Annotated in this window: 17 protein-coding genes; 8 read left to right on the top strand and 9 right to left on the bottom strand. The window is 66.0% G+C overall.

Annotation, left to right across the window (positions count from 1 at the left end; all coding sequences use genetic code 11):
• Positions 1–7 precede the first annotated feature (7 nt).
• Complete coding sequence (locus tag CCR98_RS10330) at positions 8–382, top strand: hypothetical protein (RefSeq protein WP_087922511.1); 375 nt, start codon at positions 8–10, stop codon at positions 380–382.
• Positions 383–455: 73 nt separating this feature from the next.
• Here CCR98_RS10330 and CCR98_RS10325 read toward each other — a convergent pair whose 3' ends face one another.
• From CCR98_RS10325 to CCR98_RS10305, 5 genes are all read right to left on the bottom strand, one after another.
• Entirely contained in the window at positions 456–827 is a 372-nt protein-coding gene (locus CCR98_RS10325; RefSeq protein WP_087924167.1) for a DUF805 domain-containing protein, read from the bottom strand.
• 175 nt (positions 828–1,002) lie between these two features.
• Positions 1,003–2,280: a replication-associated recombination protein A gene (locus CCR98_RS10320; RefSeq protein ID WP_014037159.1), complete on the bottom strand. Its 1,278-nt coding sequence runs from the start codon at positions 2,278–2,280 to the stop codon at positions 1,003–1,005.
• A 287-nt stretch (positions 2,281–2,567) separates the two neighbouring features.
• The gene (gene lolA / locus CCR98_RS10315) at positions 2,568–3,206 is read right to left on the bottom strand and encodes an outer membrane lipoprotein chaperone LolA (RefSeq protein WP_087922510.1); all 639 of its coding nucleotides are present in this window, start codon (positions 3,204–3,206) and stop codon (positions 2,568–2,570) included.
• 111 nt (positions 3,207–3,317) lie between these two features.
• Positions 3,318–5,261 (bottom strand): DUF3857 domain-containing protein, encoded by a 1,944-nt coding sequence (locus CCR98_RS10310; RefSeq protein WP_087922509.1) that lies wholly within the window; start codon positions 5,259–5,261, stop codon positions 3,318–3,320.
• Between the two features lie 39 nt (positions 5,262–5,300).
• Complete coding sequence (locus CCR98_RS10305; protein WP_014037155.1) at positions 5,301–7,661, bottom strand: DNA translocase FtsK; 2,361 nt, start codon at positions 7,659–7,661, stop codon at positions 5,301–5,303.
• Positions 7,662–7,894: 233 nt separating this feature from the next.
• Here CCR98_RS10305 and trxB point away from each other — a divergent pair, with 233 nt between their 5' ends.
• Complete coding sequence (gene trxB / locus CCR98_RS10300; RefSeq protein ID WP_014037154.1) at positions 7,895–8,866, top strand: thioredoxin-disulfide reductase; 972 nt, start codon at positions 7,895–7,897, stop codon at positions 8,864–8,866.
• A gap of 121 nt (positions 8,867–8,987) precedes the next feature.
• Here the strand turns inward: trxB and CCR98_RS10295 are convergent, their stop codons facing one another.
• On the bottom strand, positions 8,988–10,079 hold the full coding sequence (locus CCR98_RS10295) for an N-acetylmuramoyl-L-alanine amidase (RefSeq protein ID WP_232463109.1): 1,092 nt from the start codon (positions 10,077–10,079) through the stop codon (positions 8,988–8,990).
• Between the two features lie 583 nt (positions 10,080–10,662).
• Here CCR98_RS10295 and CCR98_RS10290 point away from each other — a divergent pair.
• Positions 10,663–11,787 (top strand): GNAT family N-acetyltransferase, encoded by a 1,125-nt coding sequence (locus tag CCR98_RS10290; RefSeq protein WP_087922508.1) that lies wholly within the window; start codon positions 10,663–10,665, stop codon positions 11,785–11,787.
• Positions 11,788–11,917: 130 nt separating this feature from the next.
• Here the strand turns inward: CCR98_RS10290 and CCR98_RS21300 are convergent, their stop codons facing one another.
• Positions 11,918–12,544: a hypothetical protein gene (locus CCR98_RS21300; RefSeq protein ID WP_232463108.1), complete on the bottom strand. Its 627-nt coding sequence runs from the start codon at positions 12,542–12,544 to the stop codon at positions 11,918–11,920.
• A gap of 40 nt (positions 12,545–12,584) precedes the next feature.
• On the opposite strand from CCR98_RS21300, the gene CCR98_RS21295 reads away from it, so the two are divergent.
• The 4 genes from CCR98_RS21295 (at position 12,585) to CCR98_RS10270 (ending at position 14,876) form a co-directional block, all read left to right on the top strand.
• On the top strand, positions 12,585–13,202 hold the full coding sequence (locus tag CCR98_RS21295; RefSeq protein WP_232463107.1) for a hypothetical protein: 618 nt from the start codon (positions 12,585–12,587) through the stop codon (positions 13,200–13,202).
• Positions 13,202–13,987 (top strand): leucyl/phenylalanyl-tRNA--protein transferase, encoded by a 786-nt coding sequence (gene aat, locus CCR98_RS10280; protein WP_332454998.1) that lies wholly within the window; start codon positions 13,202–13,204, stop codon positions 13,985–13,987. The genes CCR98_RS21295 and aat overlap by 1 nt, the downstream gene beginning before the upstream one ends.
• Before the next feature lie 86 nt (positions 13,988–14,073).
• Complete coding sequence (gene infA / locus CCR98_RS10275; protein WP_005409596.1) at positions 14,074–14,292, top strand: translation initiation factor IF-1; 219 nt, start codon at positions 14,074–14,076, stop codon at positions 14,290–14,292.
• 89 nt (positions 14,293–14,381) lie between these two features.
• Positions 14,382–14,876, top strand: coding sequence for a hypothetical protein (locus CCR98_RS10270; RefSeq protein ID WP_332454997.1), 495 nt, complete (start codon positions 14,382–14,384; stop codon positions 14,874–14,876).
• A gap of 72 nt (positions 14,877–14,948) precedes the next feature.
• Here CCR98_RS10270 and clpA read toward each other — a convergent pair whose 3' ends face one another.
• Positions 14,949–17,234 carry an ATP-dependent Clp protease ATP-binding subunit ClpA gene (gene clpA / locus CCR98_RS10265; RefSeq protein WP_010485852.1) on the bottom strand — a complete coding sequence of 762 codons (2,286 nt, stop codon included), beginning with the start codon at positions 17,232–17,234 and terminating at the stop codon, positions 14,949–14,951.
• A 138-nt stretch (positions 17,235–17,372) separates the two neighbouring features.
• Between clpA and CCR98_RS10260 the strand changes: the two genes are divergently transcribed.
• Positions 17,373–18,185: an APH(6) family putative aminoglycoside O-phosphotransferase gene (locus CCR98_RS10260; protein WP_087922506.1), complete on the top strand. Its 813-nt coding sequence runs from the start codon at positions 17,373–17,375 to the stop codon at positions 18,183–18,185.
• A gap of 135 nt (positions 18,186–18,320) precedes the next feature.
• On the opposite strand, the gene clpS is transcribed toward CCR98_RS10260, so the two are convergent.
• Positions 18,321–18,647, bottom strand: coding sequence for an ATP-dependent Clp protease adapter ClpS (gene clpS, locus CCR98_RS10255; protein ID WP_006444529.1), 327 nt, complete (start codon positions 18,645–18,647; stop codon positions 18,321–18,323).
• Positions 18,648–18,719: the final 72 nt, after the last annotated feature.

The raw sequence follows: 18,719 nt of genomic DNA, 5'->3' as shown, positions 1-18,719 counted from the left end.
AGAGCCCTTGAAGCACACCGCACTGATCGCACTTACCCTCGGCCTGCTCGCCCCGTTGGCCGCCCACGCCGCGCAGGATCTGCCGTCGCTCTACCAGGCCTTTGAAGAGGCCGGCAATTCGACGTTGAGCATGGACCAACTCAACCAGACGGTGACGTTCACTGCCGTAGCAGTCGGCGTTTCCAGCAACCTGGCGGGCGAGCCGCTGGTCGAGGCCGGCGATGACCAGGGCAATGTCCTGGCCCGGCTGACCACCGACGACGAGCAGCAGGCGGCCAAGCTGGGCGCGCTGGAAGAAGGCGCAACGTTCACCGCCAGCTGCACGCTGCAGTTCAGCTCCGGCACGGACTACCTGTCCTTCGGTGACTGCAGCATCCAGTAAAGACGAAGCCGGCGAAATGCCGGCTTCAGTTCATTGCCTCTGTAGCGTCGAGCCATGCTCGACTCCCGCAGCCTTACGGCCCCGTCGGCACCGGGCCGTACATGTTCTCCTGCGGCGTACCCGGCATCAGCGCGAACACGAAGATCACCAGGCCACCGAACGGAACGAAGGCCAGCAGGTACAACCAGCCCGACTGGTTGCAGTCATGCAGGCGGCGCACGGTGACAGCGATGACCGGCAGGAAGGTAGCCAGCCAGAACACAACGAACAGAATGATCGACGCGATGCCCAGGCCATCGGACTGCATCACCAACCCGGCGATGAGCGGTACCATCAGCACGGCCGAGACGATCAACATGAACAGCTGGAACATCCAGTATTCGCGACGGTTGGCACGACCATCGAACTGGGCGTAACGCTTCAACGGCAGAATCATTTCCTGCACGGCATCCATCCTTGAAAAAAGTAGCCGCGCAGTGTGCCAAAGACCGCCGCGCAGGACAACGTAGAATCGAGCCATGCATGTGTAGAGTCGAGCCATGCTCGACTGCTGTTCCAGAAGGCACCTGCAGCCCGTGCAAGCGCGGAGTCGAGCATGGCTCGACTCAACCTAAGCCGGCTCAACGGCCCTTCGCGGCCCGCGCCGCTTCGCGCTCGGCACGCAGCCGGTCCAGCTTTTCCTTCAGCTTGATTTCCAGCCCGCGCGGGACCGGGTTGTAGTACACCCGTTCGCCCATCGCATCCGGGAAACCGGTCTGGTCCAGCGCGATACCGCCCTCGGCGTCGTGGTCGTACTGGTATTCGGCGCCGTAGCCCAACTCCTTCATCAGCTTGGTCGGCGCATTGCGCAGGTGCAGCGGCACCTCTTCGGTACCACTCTCGCGCACATCGGCCTTGGCCTGGTTGAAGGCCGCATAGCCGGCATTCGACTTGGCGGTGCTGGCCAGGTACAGCACCAGCTGAGCGAAGGCGAGCTCGCCTTCCGGGCTGCCCAGCCGCTCGTAGATGTCCCAGGCCTCCAACGCCATGCTCTGCGCGCGTGGATCGGCCAGGCCGATGTCCTCAATGGCCATGCGGGTCAGCCGGCGCGCGAGGTAGGACGGATCGCAGCCACCGTCGAGCATGCGGGTCAGCCAGTACAGCGCGGCATCCGGGTTGGAACTGCGAACCGACTTGTGCAGCGCCGAGATCTGGTCGTAGAACTGCTCGCCGCCCTTGTCGAAGCGACGGGTGCGATCGGCCAGCACCTGGGTCAGGGTCTGCGGCGTGATACGCCCACCCTCCCCGCCCGCCAGCTCGGCGGCGATTTCCAGCAGGGTCAGCGCACGACGCACGTCGCCGTCGGCGGCGGTAGCGATTTCCAGCAGCAGCTCGGGGGCGACCTCGATGCCCTCCTCGCCCAGGCCGCGTTCGCGGTCACCCAGCGCACGCTCCAGCGCCTCGACGATATCCGTGGGCGAAACGCCCTCCAGCACATGCACGCGGCAACGCGACAGCAGTGCGGAGTTCAGCTCGAACGACGGATTTTCGGTGGTGGCGCCGACGAACAGGATGGTGCCGCGCTCGATGTGCGGCAGGAACGCATCCTGCTGCGCCTTGTTGAAGCGATGCACCTCGTCCACGAACAGCACGGTGCGGCGACCTTCGGCGAACCGTTGCGCAGCCTCAGCCAGTACCTGGCGCACTTCCGGCAGGCCGGACAGCACCGCAGAGATGGCACGGAACTCGGCATCGGAATACTCGGCCAGCAGCAGTGCCAACGTGGTCTTGCCACAGCCCGGCGGCCCCCACAGGATCATCGAATGCACGCGCCCGGATTCGACCGCACGACGCAGCGCGCTGTCCGGCGCCAGCAGGCGCTTCTGCCCCACCATCTCGTCGAGGGTGCGCGGGCGCATGCGCTCGGCCAGCGGGCGCAGATGTTCCCGATCAACGCTCAGCAGATCGGGGCCAGGGAAGGAAGTTGAACGATGTCTTGCCACCCGCTCATTGTACCGCGAGAGCGTGCCAACCAAGGTTGGCACCCACCACGGCGGCCGGGCCATGATCGGTAGTGCCGGCCGCTGGCCGGCAGACCAAGAGCGTGTCAACCAAGGTTGACACCCACCAAGGCGGTGCCGGTTGGCACTTCAAGGCGGTGCAGGTTGGCACCCAGGTAGCGCCGGGCCATGCCCGGCGTCCCCGATCAGTTGCCGATGACGTCGGTGCCCTTCGGCGGGGTGAAGCTGAAGGTGCCGGCAGCAAAGCCTGGGTTGCGCTTCCAGCCAGTGAAGCTGATCACGGTGCGCTGGCCGACGGCGTCGGTGATCTCCATCTTGGCCAGACCTTGCGCGTTGAAGCCCAGCGCGGCGTACTGGAAGCTGGCTTCGGTATCGCGCTTCGGCGACAGCGACAGCCACTGCAGGCCATCGCGCTGCGCGGCCTCTTCGCTGACGTCGTACTGCTGCTCCAGCAGCGCCGGGTTGATCAGCGCGGTCAGCGGGCTGTTCTGCTCTTCCTTGCCCTGCTCGCGCACGGTGGCCTGTTCCAGGTCCGGCTCGTACATCCAGACCTTCGTGCCATCAGCCACGATCAGCTGTTCGTGCGGGCGCACGTATTCCCACCGGAACAGGCGCGGCGCTGACAGAGCCACTCGGCCGCTGGTCGATTCCTTCACCTTGCCGCGGCTGTCGAACACCTGCTGGCTGAACTGGCCATCGAGGCCCTTCAGGCCACTGGTGAAGGTCTTCAGGTCATCGCGGGCGCCAGCCCAGGCGCTGCCGGCGGCGGCGCAGGCCACGGCCAGGGTGGTGGTGGCAAGGAAACGGCGGAAGCGGAAGTTCATGCGGGAATCCTGTGGGCGCGGGCGCCAGGAAAGGTGGTTGCCAGTGTGCCCAAATAAAGATGAATGGGCGATCAGGGCGACATTATGCCGCCCTGAACGTCCATCGGCGATTCAGCCGCCGGAGCCCGGCAGCTTGCCGTACAGCACCTGGCCACGGAAGCCACGCCGTACTTCGCGGTACAGCGCGCGGAACGCCGGATAGTCCTGCGGCTGGCACAATGCCTCCGGGCCGCGCACCGCGTTCTGCTGCAGGCGGTGATGCACGATCACATCCTGGCCCTCGCGACTCCAGTCCACCCGGTACTCACCGGCGGCGTTGGTGAAACGCTGGCTGGCCGGGATGGCGATGATCGGCGCATTGGCCGGGAACTGCAGGCGGTAGGTTTCCTCGCGCAGGCTGGCATTGCAGTAGAACGGTGTCTCGTTGGCCGGCGCCGAGGCGGTGGCGTACAGCCCACGCACCGACTCGCCACCCGGCGGGTCCGGCACGGCCATGCCGCCGGCCACGCTGAAGTCGGCGTAGTCCTCGGCCTGGAAGGCCATGCGGTAGCCGAACGGCCGGGTCAGGTCGACCGGCACACCCTGGATCTGCAGCTGCCCTCGCCCGTCGAAACCGGACGCGGCCATGATCTGCTCTTCGGCGCGCGCACGGTTCTGCGCGTTGAGCTGGGAGAACTGCGCACGCATGCCGATCTCGGCGTTCTCGCCCAGCTTCGGGATCGTCTCGCCGCGCAGGTTGCCGTTGGCGTCGAAGGTGAACCGCACTTCCATCGAGGTGGCATTGCGCTCCGGCGTGTTGGCCGGGGTGCGCGCCAGCGTAGCGTCGCGGGTACGCATCACCGGGGCGCCCAGGTCACCTTCGGGCAACTGCCCGAAGCGCGCCCACGCGGTGGTCGAATCCAGGTACAGATCGAACTCGGGGATGTAGGTGATGGCGTGGTTGAAGCGGCCCAGCACCGGAATCTTCGGCAGCGTCGGGCCACCGCCGGCACCGATCAGCACCGGCGAACTGGCGATGCCCTTGGCCGCCAGCAGCGCCTCGAGAATCGTCACATGGTCCTTGCAGTCACCGTAGTGGTTGTCGAGGATGCTCTGCGCGCTGTTCGGCTCCAGGCCGCCATTGCCCAGGTATACCGCCACATAGCGGATGTTCTGAGCGACCCAGCGATACAGTGCATCGGCCTGCTCGCGACGGTCACTGATGCCGGTGGTGACCTGGTCGGCCAGCGCCTGCAGTTCCGGGGTGACCTGCGCCGCCGGCCCCGCCTTGAGCTGGTAGGCGCGACCCATCTGCGACCAGTCACGATAGGTGCTGGCCATGATGTTCGGGCCGAACTCCCAGCCCGCCGCCGACCAGTTCTGTGCCGGCATGGCTTCGCGCCGCTGGTAGCGCCAGCGCCACTGCGCCTGGCCGTTCTTCACCGTCGGGCGATCGCTGCCCTGCACGCCGCGACTGTCGACGAACATCGGCAGGTTGGCCGGCGCACTCAGGGTGACCTCGGCGTCCTCGTACTCGGTGAAGACATTGAAGGTCTCCCACAGGCCGAAGTAGCCCGGGAAGTACGGCGTGGCCTGGGTGCGGCGCACCTGGTAGTACAGGCGCGTGCCCGGGGCCAGGTTCGGGAATACGATCACCCGCACCTTGCGGTCGGCATACATCGCCGCCGAGGCGCTGGAATAGCTTTCCTGGGTGTAGATGCGGTCAGCCGGCACGTCGCGGCGCTGGCCGTCGGCGGTGATGGTGTAGGCGCCAAGCACCTCCAGGGTTTCCATCTTCTCGCTGTAGCTCAGCCGCACCTGGCTGAACTGCTCGACGGAGGCCTTGGTCTTGAGCAGGACTTCGTAGGTTTCGGTCTGCACATTGCCCGCATCCGGCCGCACCTGGTAGTCGGCGCGGTAACGGACAATGCTGAAATTATTGCTGGCTTCGGTATCGCCGCTGGTGGAAGGCGGCGCCGTGGCGGGCGCGGAGGTGGCGGTTTCTGCCAGTGCCGGGCCGGCAGCCATCAGGGCTGCCAGCGCCAGTGCCAGCGCGCTTGGTACGGGGTGAAGCATGCGTCGGTTCCTTGGACGTCGTGGGGGATACGTCGGGCCTTACTTCGGCGGCGGCGGTGCCAGCACCGTGCGGTCGCCGTTGTGCTCGGGCGGGCTGACCACGCCGGCCGCTTCCATGGCCTCGATCAGTCGCGCTGCACGGTTGTAGCCGATCTTCAGCCGGCGCTGCACGCCGGAAATCGAAGCGCGGCGGGTCTCGGTGACCACCCGCAGCGCTTCGTCATACAACGGGTCGGACTCATCGCCGGCAGAGCTGTTCTCGGGCAGGCCGGTGGCACCGACGACCACGCCGTCGCCCATCGTCTGCACTTCGTCCAGCACGCCGTCGACATAGTCGGCCGGGCCCATCGCCTTGAGGTGTTCGACCACGCGATGCACTTCTTCGTCGGAGACGAAGGCGCCGTGCACGCGCTCAGGCATGGCCGTACCCGGCGGAAGGTACAGCATGTCGCCGTGGCCCAGCAGGGTTTCCGCGCCGGACTGGTCGAGGATGGTGCGCGAGTCGATCTTGGAGCTGACCTGGAAGGCGATGCGGGTCGGGATGTTGGCCTTGATCAGGCCGGTGATGACGTCCACCGACGGGCGCTGCGTGGCCAGGATCAGATGGATGCCGGCCGCACGCGCCTTCTGCGCCAAGCGCGCGATCAGCTCTTCCACCTTCTTGCCGACGATCATCATCATGTCGGCGAATTCGTCGATGAAGATGACGATGAACGGCAGCGTCTCCAGCGGACGCGGCGCCTCGCCCAGTTCCGGGTTCGGCTTGAACAGCGGATCCATCAGCGGCTGGCCGGCGTCCTGCGCCTCCTTCACCTTCTTGTTGAAGCCGGCCAGGTTGCGCACGCCCACCGCGCTCATCAGCTTGTAGCGGCGCTCCATCTCGGCCACGCACCAGCGCAGGCCGTTGGCGGCCTCCTTCATGTCGGTGACCACCGGCGCCAGCAGGTGCGGGATGCCCTGGTAGACGCTCAGTTCGAGCATCTTCGGGTCGATCATCAGCATCCGCAGGTCTTTCGGCGAGGCCTTGAACAGCAGGCTCAGCACCATCGCGTTGACCGCCACCGACTTGCCCGAACCGGTGGTACCGGCCACCAGCAGGTGCGGCATGCGCGCCAGGTCGGCCACGGTGGAGCGGCCGGCGATATCCTTGCCCAGCGCCAGGGTCAGCACGCTGGCCGACTTGTCGTATTCCTTCGAGCGCAGCAGCTCGGACAGGTAGATCATCTCGCGGGTGACGTTGGGAATCTCCAGGCCGATCACCGACTTGCCCGGAATCACGTCGACCACGCGCACCGACTTCACCGACAGGCCGCGCGCGATGTCCTTGTCCAGCGAACTGATCTGGCTGACCTTGATGCCCGGCGCCGGCTCGATCTCGAAGCGGGTGATCACCGGGCCCGGGTTGGCAGCGACCACCTGGGCGTCGATGCGGAAGTCCTTCAGCTTGAACTCGATCTGCCGCGACAGCGCGTCCAGGGTTTCCTTGTCGTAGCCCACCGGCTGCGGCTTGGGGTCGTCCAGCAGGGCCAGCGGCGGCAGGTCCGATCCGTCGCCATTGACACCACGGAACATCGGGATCTGCGTATCGCGCTTGGCCCGGTCACTCTTCTCGATCACCGGCTCCGGGCGCGGCTCGATCTTCACCGGCTCGCGCTTGGCGCGCACCTCGGCATCGGCCTTGCGCACTTCCTGGCGCTCCTCCCGCATCACCCGGGTCTGCTGCCACTCGGTGACTTCCTCCTTCTTGCGAGCCAGCAACGGCGCCAGCGACATCACGCCGCGGCCGATCTTCTCCATCACCGTGAACCAGGACAGCCCGGTGGCCAGGGTGATCGAGGCCAGCAGCAGCACCAGCACGAACAGGTTCGCACCCAGCGCCCCAAAGCCCACCGTGAGTGAATTGCCGACCAGCTTGCCGAGGATGCCGCCAGCGCTGGAGACGTCGCCACTGAACAGGCGAACATGCAGGAAGCCGGTGCCGGCGATCAGGAAACCGACCAGGCCGACCAGGCGCAGCGCCGGGTCCAGGTCGTTCTCGCCCTTGCTCTCGCGCTTGAGGCCGAACATGGCGATCCACGCCAGCGCGCCCAGCACCACCGGCAAGAGGAAGGCGATGTAGCCGAACAGTTGCAGCAGCACATCGGCGATCCAGGCCCCGGCGCGGCCACCGAGGTTGTGCACCGGTGCGACCACGCTGCCGGTGTGCGACCAACCCGGATCCGTGGCTGAATACGTGAAAAGACTGGCCGCCAGGTACAGCAGGGCCGGCGCGATCGCGATCAGGCCCAGATCGCGCCAGAGGCGCTGGCGGCGTGGATTGTCGGTCGTCGCCGCCGCGGCCGTGCGACGTGACGCCTTGCTGTCGTCGGACTTGGAGCGTTCGGGGACCTGCTTCGCCACCTTAGACCATACCTTTGGAATGCGCTGTTAGTGATTGATAATAAATGAGACGGCGTCAGTTTTCAGTTATGCGACGTCCGGCAGGGCAATCAGAGGGCCGGAACCACCGCTGGATGACGGCGTTCTGTTCATCGGCTTGAATCGCCCTGCCCCAGCCGCCACTCTATGACCAGCCACGGATGCTGCGCAAACATCGCCAGCGCCTTGTCCCATCTACCTTTTCGCGAGTCTACATGAGCACCAGCCTGCCCTCCCGCCACCAGCGCCTCGTCATCCTCGGTTCCGGCCCGGCCGGCTGGACCGCCGCCGTCTACGCCGCCCGCGCCAACCTGAAGCCGGTTGTCATCACCGGCCTGCAGCAGGGCGGCCAGCTGATGACCACCACCGAGGTGGACAACTGGCCGGGCGACGCCCACGGCCTGATGGGCCCGGACCTGATGGCGCGCATGCAGGCCCACGCCGAGCGCTTCGAGACCGAGGTCATCTTCGACCACATCCACACCGCCGATGTGTCGCAGCGCCCGTTCAAGCTGATCGGCGACAGCCACGAGTACACCTGCGATGCCCTGATCATCGCCACCGGCGCCACCGCCAAGTACCTGGGCATCCCGACCGAGGACGAGTTCAAGGGCCGCGGCGTGTCCGCCTGCGCCACCTGTGACGGCTTCTTCTACCGTGACCAGGACGTGGTCGTGGTCGGCGGCGGCAATACCGCCGTGGAAGAGGCGCTGTACCTGTCCAACATCGCCCGCAAGGTCTACCTGGTCCACCGCCGCGACACCCTGAAGGCGGAAAAGATCATGCAGGACAAGCTGTTCAAGAAGGTGGCCGAAGGCAAGATCGAGACCGTCTGGCACCACCAGGTGGAGGAAGTGCTGGGCAACGACGCCGGCGTGACCGGCGTGCGCGTGAAGTCCACCCTGGACGGCAGCACCCGCGACATCGACGCCCACGGCTTCTTCGTGGCCATCGGCCACCACCCGAACACCACCCTGTTCGACGGCCAGCTGGCGATGAACAACGGCTACCTGGAAATCCGCTCGGGCCTGGGCGGCAACGCCACCCAGACCTCGGTGGAAGGCGTGTTCGCCGCCGGCGACGTGGCCGACCAGCACTACCGCCAGGCGATCACCTCGGCCGGCTTCGGCTGCATGGCCGCACTGGACGCCGAGCGTTACCTGGACGCGCAGGGCAAGGCCAGCTGAGTCGCTGACCGCACTCTGTGGCGTCGAGCCATGCTCGACCCCGACCAAAGGCCGGCGCGAGAGCGCCGGCCTTTGTGCTTTCAGTAGTGCCAGGTCATGCCTGGCAGACCGAAGCCTGCCCTCACGCTCGCACGCACGCCTGCGAGAACTCGACGGGTGTCGTGGCAACGCCATCCGCGTCGCGCAATACAGCACTCCAGCGCGCGACACCCGGGTCTGGGCCATTGCAGGCCAGATTGATGGTCAGCGGCTTGGCAGGGTCATCGAACGTCGTCGCCGATGGCGTGCATGCGCCTTCCTCCGAACAGGAGGCCAGTGAGAGCTCCACCGACAACGGATACTGGGGATTCCCGGCATAGCTTAGTTCAATGTCCCGGGCCGCCTGGATCGGCACGTCGGTATCCGGCACCGGACGCAGTGCCAGGGGCTCGCAGGTCTTTCCTGTTGCCCACAGGCGATAGCCCTTCTCCACGCCTTTCATGGACGCCGAGCGGAAGACGGGGTCCTGCAATGCCGCCACATCATCAGGATTGGAGTGGTAGGCGGTTTCAACGATCACCGAGGGCATCCTCCCGATGCGGTTTTCGCCGTGCGCACCCGCGTTCGAACTCTCGCGAAGCGGGAAATCCTGATAACCAGGCTGCGCACGTATGACCTCCCGCATCGAACACAGGATGCTGTCCGCCAAGGCCTTATCCTGTGGTTTCGCCTGATGGTAATAGACCTCGGTGCCACGCGTACTGGCTGAATCGCTGCCATTGGTGTGCAAGCTCAGCATCACGTCCACAGCCAAATGGTTGGCATAGTTTGGACGGGCACGGATGTCCTCTTTCACCTCGCGATCACTGTCGGGACTATTTGGGAATTCATTCCAAATGTCAGCACGGTCAGGGAAGAGCGCTTTGAGGTGATAGCGTGCCGACATGTGCTCCCACGGATGTGCAGCCTCTGGATGAGGTTCAGCCGAGCGGCTTCGGGCGCGATACACGACCAGACCACTCCGCTGCTCCAACAGATCCTCAAGCGCGTCACCATACATCGGGCTCAGTACATCCTCTTGTAGCCCGAGCGGAGACGGCCGCTGAAACTCCCATTCTCTGCCCGGGTGCAAGGCAATGTATCCATGACTCGAGGAAACCAAGGCTTTGCTGTGCGCTGACCGAGGTGTTGCCAACGCTGGCTGCGGGTGATCATCGGGGAAGTGCTCTTCCATCGACTTCCCCTGGAAGAGAACGTCACATCCAAGAATCCCATCCCAGACCGCTCTGAATAGCGTCTCAGATCCGCAGCCAGAGGCTCCAGGAAAAGCTCGCCATAGCTATCTTTTTTGCCCGGAAGGTACCGCGGACCGAAGTTGACAACCATCCTGTGCTTTCGCGGTTCAATCGCTATGCCGATAGTCACCTGACGCAGCTTCCCTCGCTCCTGCAAATGATGCGTCAAACGGGTTCCGGCTTCTCGCTCAAGCATTGCCACCAGTTCGGCATACAATCCCGGATCTTCGACTGGGGACAAGTCTTCGATTCCAGGGGCCGAAGCATACGTTGCAAACGCCGAGCCGCATGCAAGCGTAAGTGCCAGCACGACGAGATTAGCTCCCTTTATTGTTGATTCCTCCATGGGTGGGATGCGCGCCGCTCATGCAGCGCCCCGCCACCCTGCCGAGCCGTGCGCCGGTGATTCCGCACCAAGCGCACACGGATGGAGATTTCAAACTTCCCTCACCCCCAACCGGAACAAACCAACCCAGCCCCGCCAACACCGTTCGCGATCCACCTGGCCTATCCTTGCCAACCATGCCCTCCGCCCGCTTCCTCGACTCTCTTCAGTCCATTCCCGCCACCGACTGGGATGCCCTGCACGACGGCCAGAACCCGTTCGTCAGCCATGCCTTCCTGTCTGGCCTGGAACAACACGGCTGCCTGCGCGAGGACTGGGGCTGGCGGCCCCGGCACTTCACGCTGTGGGAGGGCGACCGCCTGGTTGGCGCCATACCGGGTTACCTGAAGACCAACTCCCACGGCGAGTTCGTGTTCGACCACGCCTGGGCCAACGCCTATGCCCGGCATGGCCGTGACTACTACCCGAAATGGCTGGGCGCGGTGCCGTACTCGCCGGTCACTGGTCCGCGGCTGCTGGCCCGTCACGATTCGGAACGCGCCGCGTTGCTGTCGGCGTTGCGTGATGCGCTGCCGGCACTGGACGTGTCGTCGGCCCATATCAATTTCCACTCCGCGGGTGACGAGGCGCTGTTCGGCGATGACTGGCTGCTGCGCGAGGACGTGCAGTTCCAGTGGCAGAACCCGGGTGAGTGGGCGACCTTCGATCAGTTCCTCGGCGCGATGGACCACAAGCACCGCAAGAACATCCGCCAGGAGCGCGCCAAGGTCAGCCGCCAAGGCATCAGCTTCCGGGTGGTGCACGGCGACGAAGCCAGCCGCGCCGATCTGCAGGCGATGTACCGCTTCTACCTGCAGACCTTCCTGGAATACGGCAACGCGCCAGCACTGACCGAGGCCTTCCTGCGCCATCTGGCGATTTCACTGGGCCGTGGACTGGTGCTGTTCCTGGCCGAACAGGACGGCGAGCCCATTGCCGGTGCGCTGTGTCTGCGCGGTGGTGACACGCTGTATGGCCGTTACTGGGGTGGCGCCACCCTGCCCGGCCTGCACTTCGAAGCCTGCTACTATCAGGGCATCGAATACTGCCTGCGCGAAGGGCTGACCCGTTTCGAGCCGGGCGCGCAGGGTGAACACAAGCTGGCGCGCGGCTTCCTGCCCGCACTGGTGCGCAGCCGGCACTGGGTGGCCGATCCGGAGTTCGCGGAAGCGCTGCGGGAGTGGTGCCGGCAGGAGCGGCGCGATGTGCGGCGTTACCAGCAGGAGCTGCAGGCGCATGGGCCGTTCCGCGCAGAGCTGTAGCGTCCAGGTTGCTTGATCTGCGGAGCGGCTACCAGGCCGTGCCAACCAAGGTTGGCACCTACCAGGGCAATGGGCCAGGCATGCCAACCAAGGTTGGCATCTACCGGGGTCATTGGCGGGGCCGCTGTACTCAGGTGCATTGCCAGAAGTGCCCGCTCACCTGGCACTTCGCACACCAGAACGAATAGAGCATACCGCCGCTGCCCCACAGCAGCGTGCCTTCATTTGTGGTCGGCAGTGTCGAATCCAGCTGCATCACGAATGGCATTTCCTCGCCGCAATCGATGCACGCCGGATACTGCGCACTCTGCACCCAGCTGGGCGCGCCACCCACCCGCGACAGGTTCTGCCGGTGATTGGACTGCCCCCAGTCCTGCTGCTGCCAGCGCGGACTGTCCATCAGCGCCAGGCCCACCTCGGACTGCATCAGATCGCCGCTGTCGGTGGGACTGATCGGCACCGCGCAGTGCTGGCTGGGGTGGCAGCTCGGCAGGCCGTCCGCGTCGTGGCGATAGAAGCGCACGGGCGGCTCTTCCCAACCGCAGCAGTCCAGGCACAGGCCCAGCGTGATCTCGCCCGCCGCGCCCGGCTGCAGCGCGGCAGCATCGGTTCGCAGCAGGCGCTGCAGCGGCGCATGGCAGCTGCCACACAACGATTGCAGCCGCCCTCCCATCTGCCCGGCGTGCTGTACCTGCCCGCCATTCCAGGTCGGGTGCAGGCGCCAGATGCGCTTGCGCCAGCTCGGCTCTTCGGCCACCTGCGCGCGATGCGAAGCGGATGTGCAACGGCCGCTCCCCATGCAGGCGCCGCGGCTGCGGTCCGTCGGCGACGCCGGCCCAGTGCGCCCAGACCTCGGCATCCAACCGCCCCCAGTCGACCGCGTAGCCGCGGGCAACGGCGTAGGCCTCCGGCTGGGCTGCAAGCAACAGCGCCCGGGCTCGCGCCATCTCGCGATCGTCATCGGCTTCGGCCAGGATCTGCGCCCACGGTGCGGCAATGGCAGAGGGCAGGCCACGCCATACCTGCGACGCCAGCTGCAGCTCATCCTCAGTGGCGACCGCCAGCAATGCCTCCCAGTCGTCCTGCAGCAGCTTTGGCGCCTGATAGCTGGCGAACTCCATCACGCTGGCCAGCAGCTCGCCGCGCTCGCCATCTCGATAGCGACGCCAGGCCTCGACACAGACCGGCGCAACCGCTTCGTCGGGCAGCAGATCCAGCGCCATGTCGAGAAAGGCCGAACTGGGCGAACGCCGGGCGAGGGCCAGCAGCATCAGCGCACCGAGCTGGTCCGGCTGCTCAGTGGCCAGCGCCAGCAGCATGCTCTGGCTGTCGTTGCGCGTGCGCGGGGTGTCATGCAGGTCGAGGATGGCGCTGATCGGGTCGCTCATGCGGGGCTCCTTGCCGTTGGATGCTGATGGTGCCAGACATCCCCCATCACCACGGCGAATACAATGGTGGCATGACCCGCCAGCTGCCCTGGCGCCTGGCCGACGCGCCGGACGCCCCCTTCCCGCCGGCCGAGACCGCGCTGCGCCAGCCCGATGGCCTGCTGGCAGTGGGTGGCGATCTGCATCCGGCACGCCTGCTCAATGCCTACGCCGGCGGCATCTTTCCATGGTTCAGCGAGGGCGAGCCGATCCTGTGGTGGTCGCCGGACCCGCGCATGGTGTTCCGTACCGATGGCGTACATCTGTCCAGCCGCTTCCGGCGCCAGTTGCGCGGCAGCACCTGGGAGGTCACCGCCGACACCGCCTTCAGCCGCGTGATGCGCGCCTGTGCGGCAGCGCCGCGGCCCGGCCAGGACGGCACCTGGATCAGCCCCGACATGGTCGAGGCCTACAGCCAGTTGCACGACCTCGGCTTTGCCCACTCCTTCGAGGTCTGGGACCGGCAGACGCTGGTCGGCGGTATCTACGGGGTAGCGATCGGAACGATGTTCTTCGGCGAGAGCATGTTCAGTGGCGCCAGCGGCGGCTCCAAGATCGCCCTGGCCGCGCTGGCATCCACGCTTCACGGCTGGGGCTGGGCGCTGATCGATGCCCAGGTGGAGAATCCGCACCTGCTGCGGATGGGCGCCGAACACCTGCCGCGCGCGGACTTTCTGGAGCACGTCCGCCAGGCCGTGCACCGTGACGGCCGTGAAGGCCCCTGGACCCAGGCGGTAGGACGCTTGCCAGCACAGCGTTTGGCCGGGGGTTAACACAAACTTTGCAAGCTGGGCCCGTCACGCGTAAAATACCGCGCCTTAGGCCCAGCGTGGCCGTTTTCTGAACCGCACAGGACTACATGTCGAAAGACGATTCCATCGAGTTCGAGGGCACCGTCAGCGAGACGCTGCCGAACACCACTTTCCGCGTTCGTCTGGAAAATGGGCACGAAATCATCGCCCACATCTCCGGCCGCATGCGCAAGAACTACATCCGCATCCTCACCGGTGACCGGGTCAAGGTTGAAATGACCCCGTACGACCTGACCAAGGGTCGTATCACCTACCGCATGAAGTAAGCGGTCGGCGCGCTGCGCCACTTCGACAAGGCCAGCCCTGGTTGCTGGCCTTTTGTCATGCCTGAAATCCGGCCCTGCCGGAGGTCATCGTGACCGAACGCACCGTGACGTCGGTCAGCCCAGCTTGCGGCAGATTCGACCCTGCACGCGTGGCGGCATCGTGGGAGCCGATCCAGTCCGGATCGCCATCCCCCTGCCCCGCCATGAACATGCTCCCGCTGACCGCTCTGCTCGTCGCCGTTGTCGCGTCCGCCAGCGCATCGCCCGCGCGCGCCGCTGACACCCCCTCCGCCGCCAGCAACTGCGTCCAGCTGGGCAGCGATCAGCAACTGGTGCGCGCCGGCGCCTCGCGCAACATCCTGCTGCGCAATGGCCAGGACCACTACGTCGTGCATTTCCAGGACGACTGTTCCGCTGCGGGCTACTCGCGGAAGTTGAGCTTTTCCACGGAAGGGCAGCAGGGCCTGTTGTGCACCGCCGGGCGCAGCCAGCTGCAGACCGATTCCAGTCGCTGCACCGTGGCGCAGATCGAGCCTGTCGACGCGGCAACCTTCAAGAAGAAGGCCCGCCAGCGCAGCCGCTGACGGCGCATATGACAAGGGCGGCCGAAGCCGCCCTTGTCGTTTCAGGTCCACCGGGCCAGGCCCGGCGTCAGCTCACTCCACCGTGACCGGCAGCAGGCGCTCCGGTTCGGCCTGGGTCTCGACCACCAGCTCGTCGTCGCGGACATCGATGCTGACCTTGCCGCCGTTGACCAGCTTGCCGAACAGCAGCTCGTCGGCCAGCGGACGCTTGATCTTGTCCTGGATCACGCGGGCCATCGGGCGCGCACCCATCAGCGGGTCGAAGCCGTGGTGGGCCAGCCAGTCGCGCGCGGTCGGCGTGGCCGACAGGCTGACGTGCTTGTCCTGCAGCAGCATCTCCAGCTCGATCAGGAACTTGTCGACCACGCGCAGGATGTGCTCGAAGCCCAGCGCCTGGAACTGCACCACCGCGTCGAGGCGGTTGCGGAATTCCGGGGTGAAGCTGCGGCGGATGGTCTCCATCGCGTCGGTGGCATGGTCCTGCTTGGTGAAGCCGATCGAGCGCCGCGAGGCCTGGGCCGCGCCGGCATTGGTGGTCATCACCAGCACCACGTTCTTGAAGTTGGCTTCGCGACCGTTGGTATCGGTCAGCACGCCGCGGTCCATCACCTGCAACAGGATGTTGAAGATGTCCGGGTGCGCCTTCTCGATTTCGTCCAGCAGCAGCACGCAGTGCGGCGTCTTGACGATCTTCTCGGTCAGCAGGCCGCCCTGATCGAAGCCGACGTAGCCCGGAGGGGCACCGATCAGGCGACTGATCGAATGCGGCTCCATGTATTCGGACATGTCGAAGCGGACCAGCTCGATGCCCAGCTGCAGCGCCAACTGCTTGGTCACCTCGGTCTTGCCGACACCGGTCGGGCCGGCGAACAGGAAGTTGCCGATCGGCTTTTCCGGGTTGCCAAGGCCGGAGCGTGCCAGCTTGATCGCCGAGGACAGCGTCTCGATGGCCGGATCCTGGCCAAAGATCACCATCTTCAGGTTGCGCTCCAGGTGCTGCAGCACATCCTTGTCGGTGGCGCTGACCTGCTTGGTGGGAATGCGCGCCATCTTGGCGACGATCGCCTCCACTTCCTCGACGTCGATCAGCTCCTTGCGCTGGCCTTCCGGCAGCAGGCGCTGGCGGGCGCCCGCCTCGTCGATCACGTCGATGGCCTTGTCCGGCAGCAGGCGGTCGCCGATGTGCTTGACCGACAGGTCCACCGCTGCCTGCAGTGCCTCGTCGGAATAGGTCACGCCGTGGTGCAGTTCGTACTTGGACTTCAGCCCCTGCAGGATCTCGTAGGTCTCGCCGACGGTCGGCTCGACGATGTCGATCTTCTGGAAGCGACGGGCCAGCGCCCGGTCCTTCTCGAAGATGCCACGGTATTCCTGGAAGGTGGTCGAGCCGATGCAGCGCAGCTCACCGGAGGCCAGCGCCGGCTTGATCAGGTTGGACGCATCCATGGTGCCGCCCGACGCCGAACCGGCACCGATGATGGTGTGGATCTCGTCGATGAACAGCACCGCATTGGGTACCTTCTTCAACGCGGTCAGCACGCTCTTCAGGCGCTTCTCGAAGTCGCCGCGGTACTTGGTGCCAGCCACCAGCGCGCCCAGGTCGAGCGAATAGATCACCGCGTCGGCCAGCACCTCGGGCACCGAGCCCTCGACGATGCGGCGGGCCAGGCCCTCGGCAATCGCGGTCTTGCCCACGCCGGCCTCGCCCACGTACAGCGGGTTGTTCTTGCGGCGGCGGCACAGGACCTGGATGGTGCGCTCGATCTCGTCGGCACGGCCAACCAGCGGGTCGATGCGACCGGCCCGGGCCTGCTCGTTGAGGTTGCTGGCGAACTCGGTCAGGGCATCGCCCTTCGGCTCACCCTCCCCGCCTTCGATGCGGCCTTCGCCTTCGGAGGAGGAGGACGGCTGCTCGCCCTCCTCGCCCAGCTTGGCGATGCCATGGGACAGGTAATTGACCACGTCCAGCCGGGTCACATCCTGCTGGTTGAGGTAGTAGACGGCATGCGAGTCCTTTTCGCCAAAGATGGCGACCAGCACGTTGGCGCCGGTGACCTCCTTCTTGCCCGAGGACTGCACGTGGTACACGGCCCGCTGCAGCACGCGCTGGAAGCCCAGGGTCGGCTGGGTATCGCGGCCGTCATCTTCGGCCAGGCGGGACACGGAGGCCTCGATGGCCTGCTCCAGCTCCTGGCGCAGGCGTTCGGCGTCGGCACCACAGGCCTTCAGTACGGCCTGGGCGGACGGGTTGTCGAGCAGTGCCAACAGCAGGTGTTCGACCGTCATGAACTCATGCCGGGCCTCACGGGCGCGCTTGTAGCACTGGCCGATGGTGTGTTCGAGGTCTTTGCTGAACATGGATTACTCCGGCGGCAGATGGGGACAATATGCGGCCTGACTACGCGATTTCCATCACCCTAGCGGATTGCTGCGTTCAGATGGCGTTAGCAGTGCGAATCGCTTGATCTTCATTCACTCCAGGACAGCCCACCCGGCATGAGCGAACCCTACCTGAGCCGCTGGCGATTGCGGCGTGATGGCCCGGCCATCGAAACGCCCCATGCCCAGCTCTGGCCGGTGCTGACCACCGCCGGCGAACCGGCGATGCTGAAGGTCAGCAGCGAAACCGAAGAGCAGAACAGCCATCGCCTGCTGCGCTGGTGGGACGGTGACGGCGCCGCCCGCCTGCTGGCCCACGAGGGACCGGCGATCCTGATCGAGCGTGCCGGCGGCGACTCGCTGCGGCAACGCTCGATCGACGGCGACGATGACGCCTGCACCACCCTCCTGTGCCAGGTCCTGCAGCGGCTGCACCGGCCACGGAGCGCGCCGCCAGACGACCTGGTCTACCTGCGTAGATGGTTCGTCGACCTGCTGCAGCCAAGGGCGGCGCTGCCACCACTGCTGGAACAGTGCAGATTGCTGGCGGAAGGCCTGCTGCAGGACGAGCGCGAGATCCGGCCGCTGCACGGCGACCTGCATCACGACAACGTGCTGGATTTCGGCGCGCGTGGCTGGCTGGCGATCGACCCGAAGCGGCTGCTGGGCGACCGCGCGTTCGATTACACGACGATGTTCAGCAATCCGGACCTGTGCGGCCCCGGCATCCATGTGGCCACCCGGCCCGAGCGGTTTGCCGCCCGGCTGGAACAGGTCAGCGCACTGGCCGGCCTGGAGCGCACGCGCCTGCTGCGCTGGGTCGCGGCCAGCACGGCGCTGTCGGCAGTGTGGTTCAGGGATGACGGCGACCCGGCCGATGTGGACGAGGCGGTGGCACGGATGGCGCTGGAGGCGCTGGCGGAGGGCTGACCCGCGCCTGGCAGGTGCCCATGTTGGTGGGCAAGCGCGCTCGGGATCGATACAGGCCTCATGCCCTGGCAGGTGCCCACCTTGGTGGGCACACCCATCCGGGAACAATGTGCCCGGACGAGAATCGGCAGCCGGTCAGGCCTTTTCCATCGTGCACAGCAGCGGGTGCTGGTTCATCCGCGAGTACTCGTTGACCTGGGCAACCTTGGTCTCGGCCACTTCACGGGTGAATACCCCGCAGACGCCGCGGCCGCGGGTATGGACGTGCAGCATCACCTGCGTGGCCTTGTCCAGGTCCATGCTGAAGAACTGCTGCAGCACGTCCACCACGAAATCCATCGGGGTGTAGTCGTCGTTGAGCAGCATCACCTGGTAGAACGGCGGCGGCGCCACTTCCGGGCGCGCGGGCTCCACGGCTACGCCGTGCTCGTGATGGGAATCGGGGGAAGACTCATGGGGCATCTGCCCATTATAAAGGCTCGCGCAAGCCTGCGTCGGCCCGACGCAGATTGGACGGCACGCACGCCCACCGTC

The sequence above is a fragment of the Stenotrophomonas sp. WZN-1 genome (assembly GCF_002192255.1).
Taxonomy (GTDB): domain Bacteria; phylum Pseudomonadota; class Gammaproteobacteria; order Xanthomonadales; family Xanthomonadaceae; genus Stenotrophomonas.
This window is presented reverse-complemented; position numbering and strand designations above follow the sequence as displayed.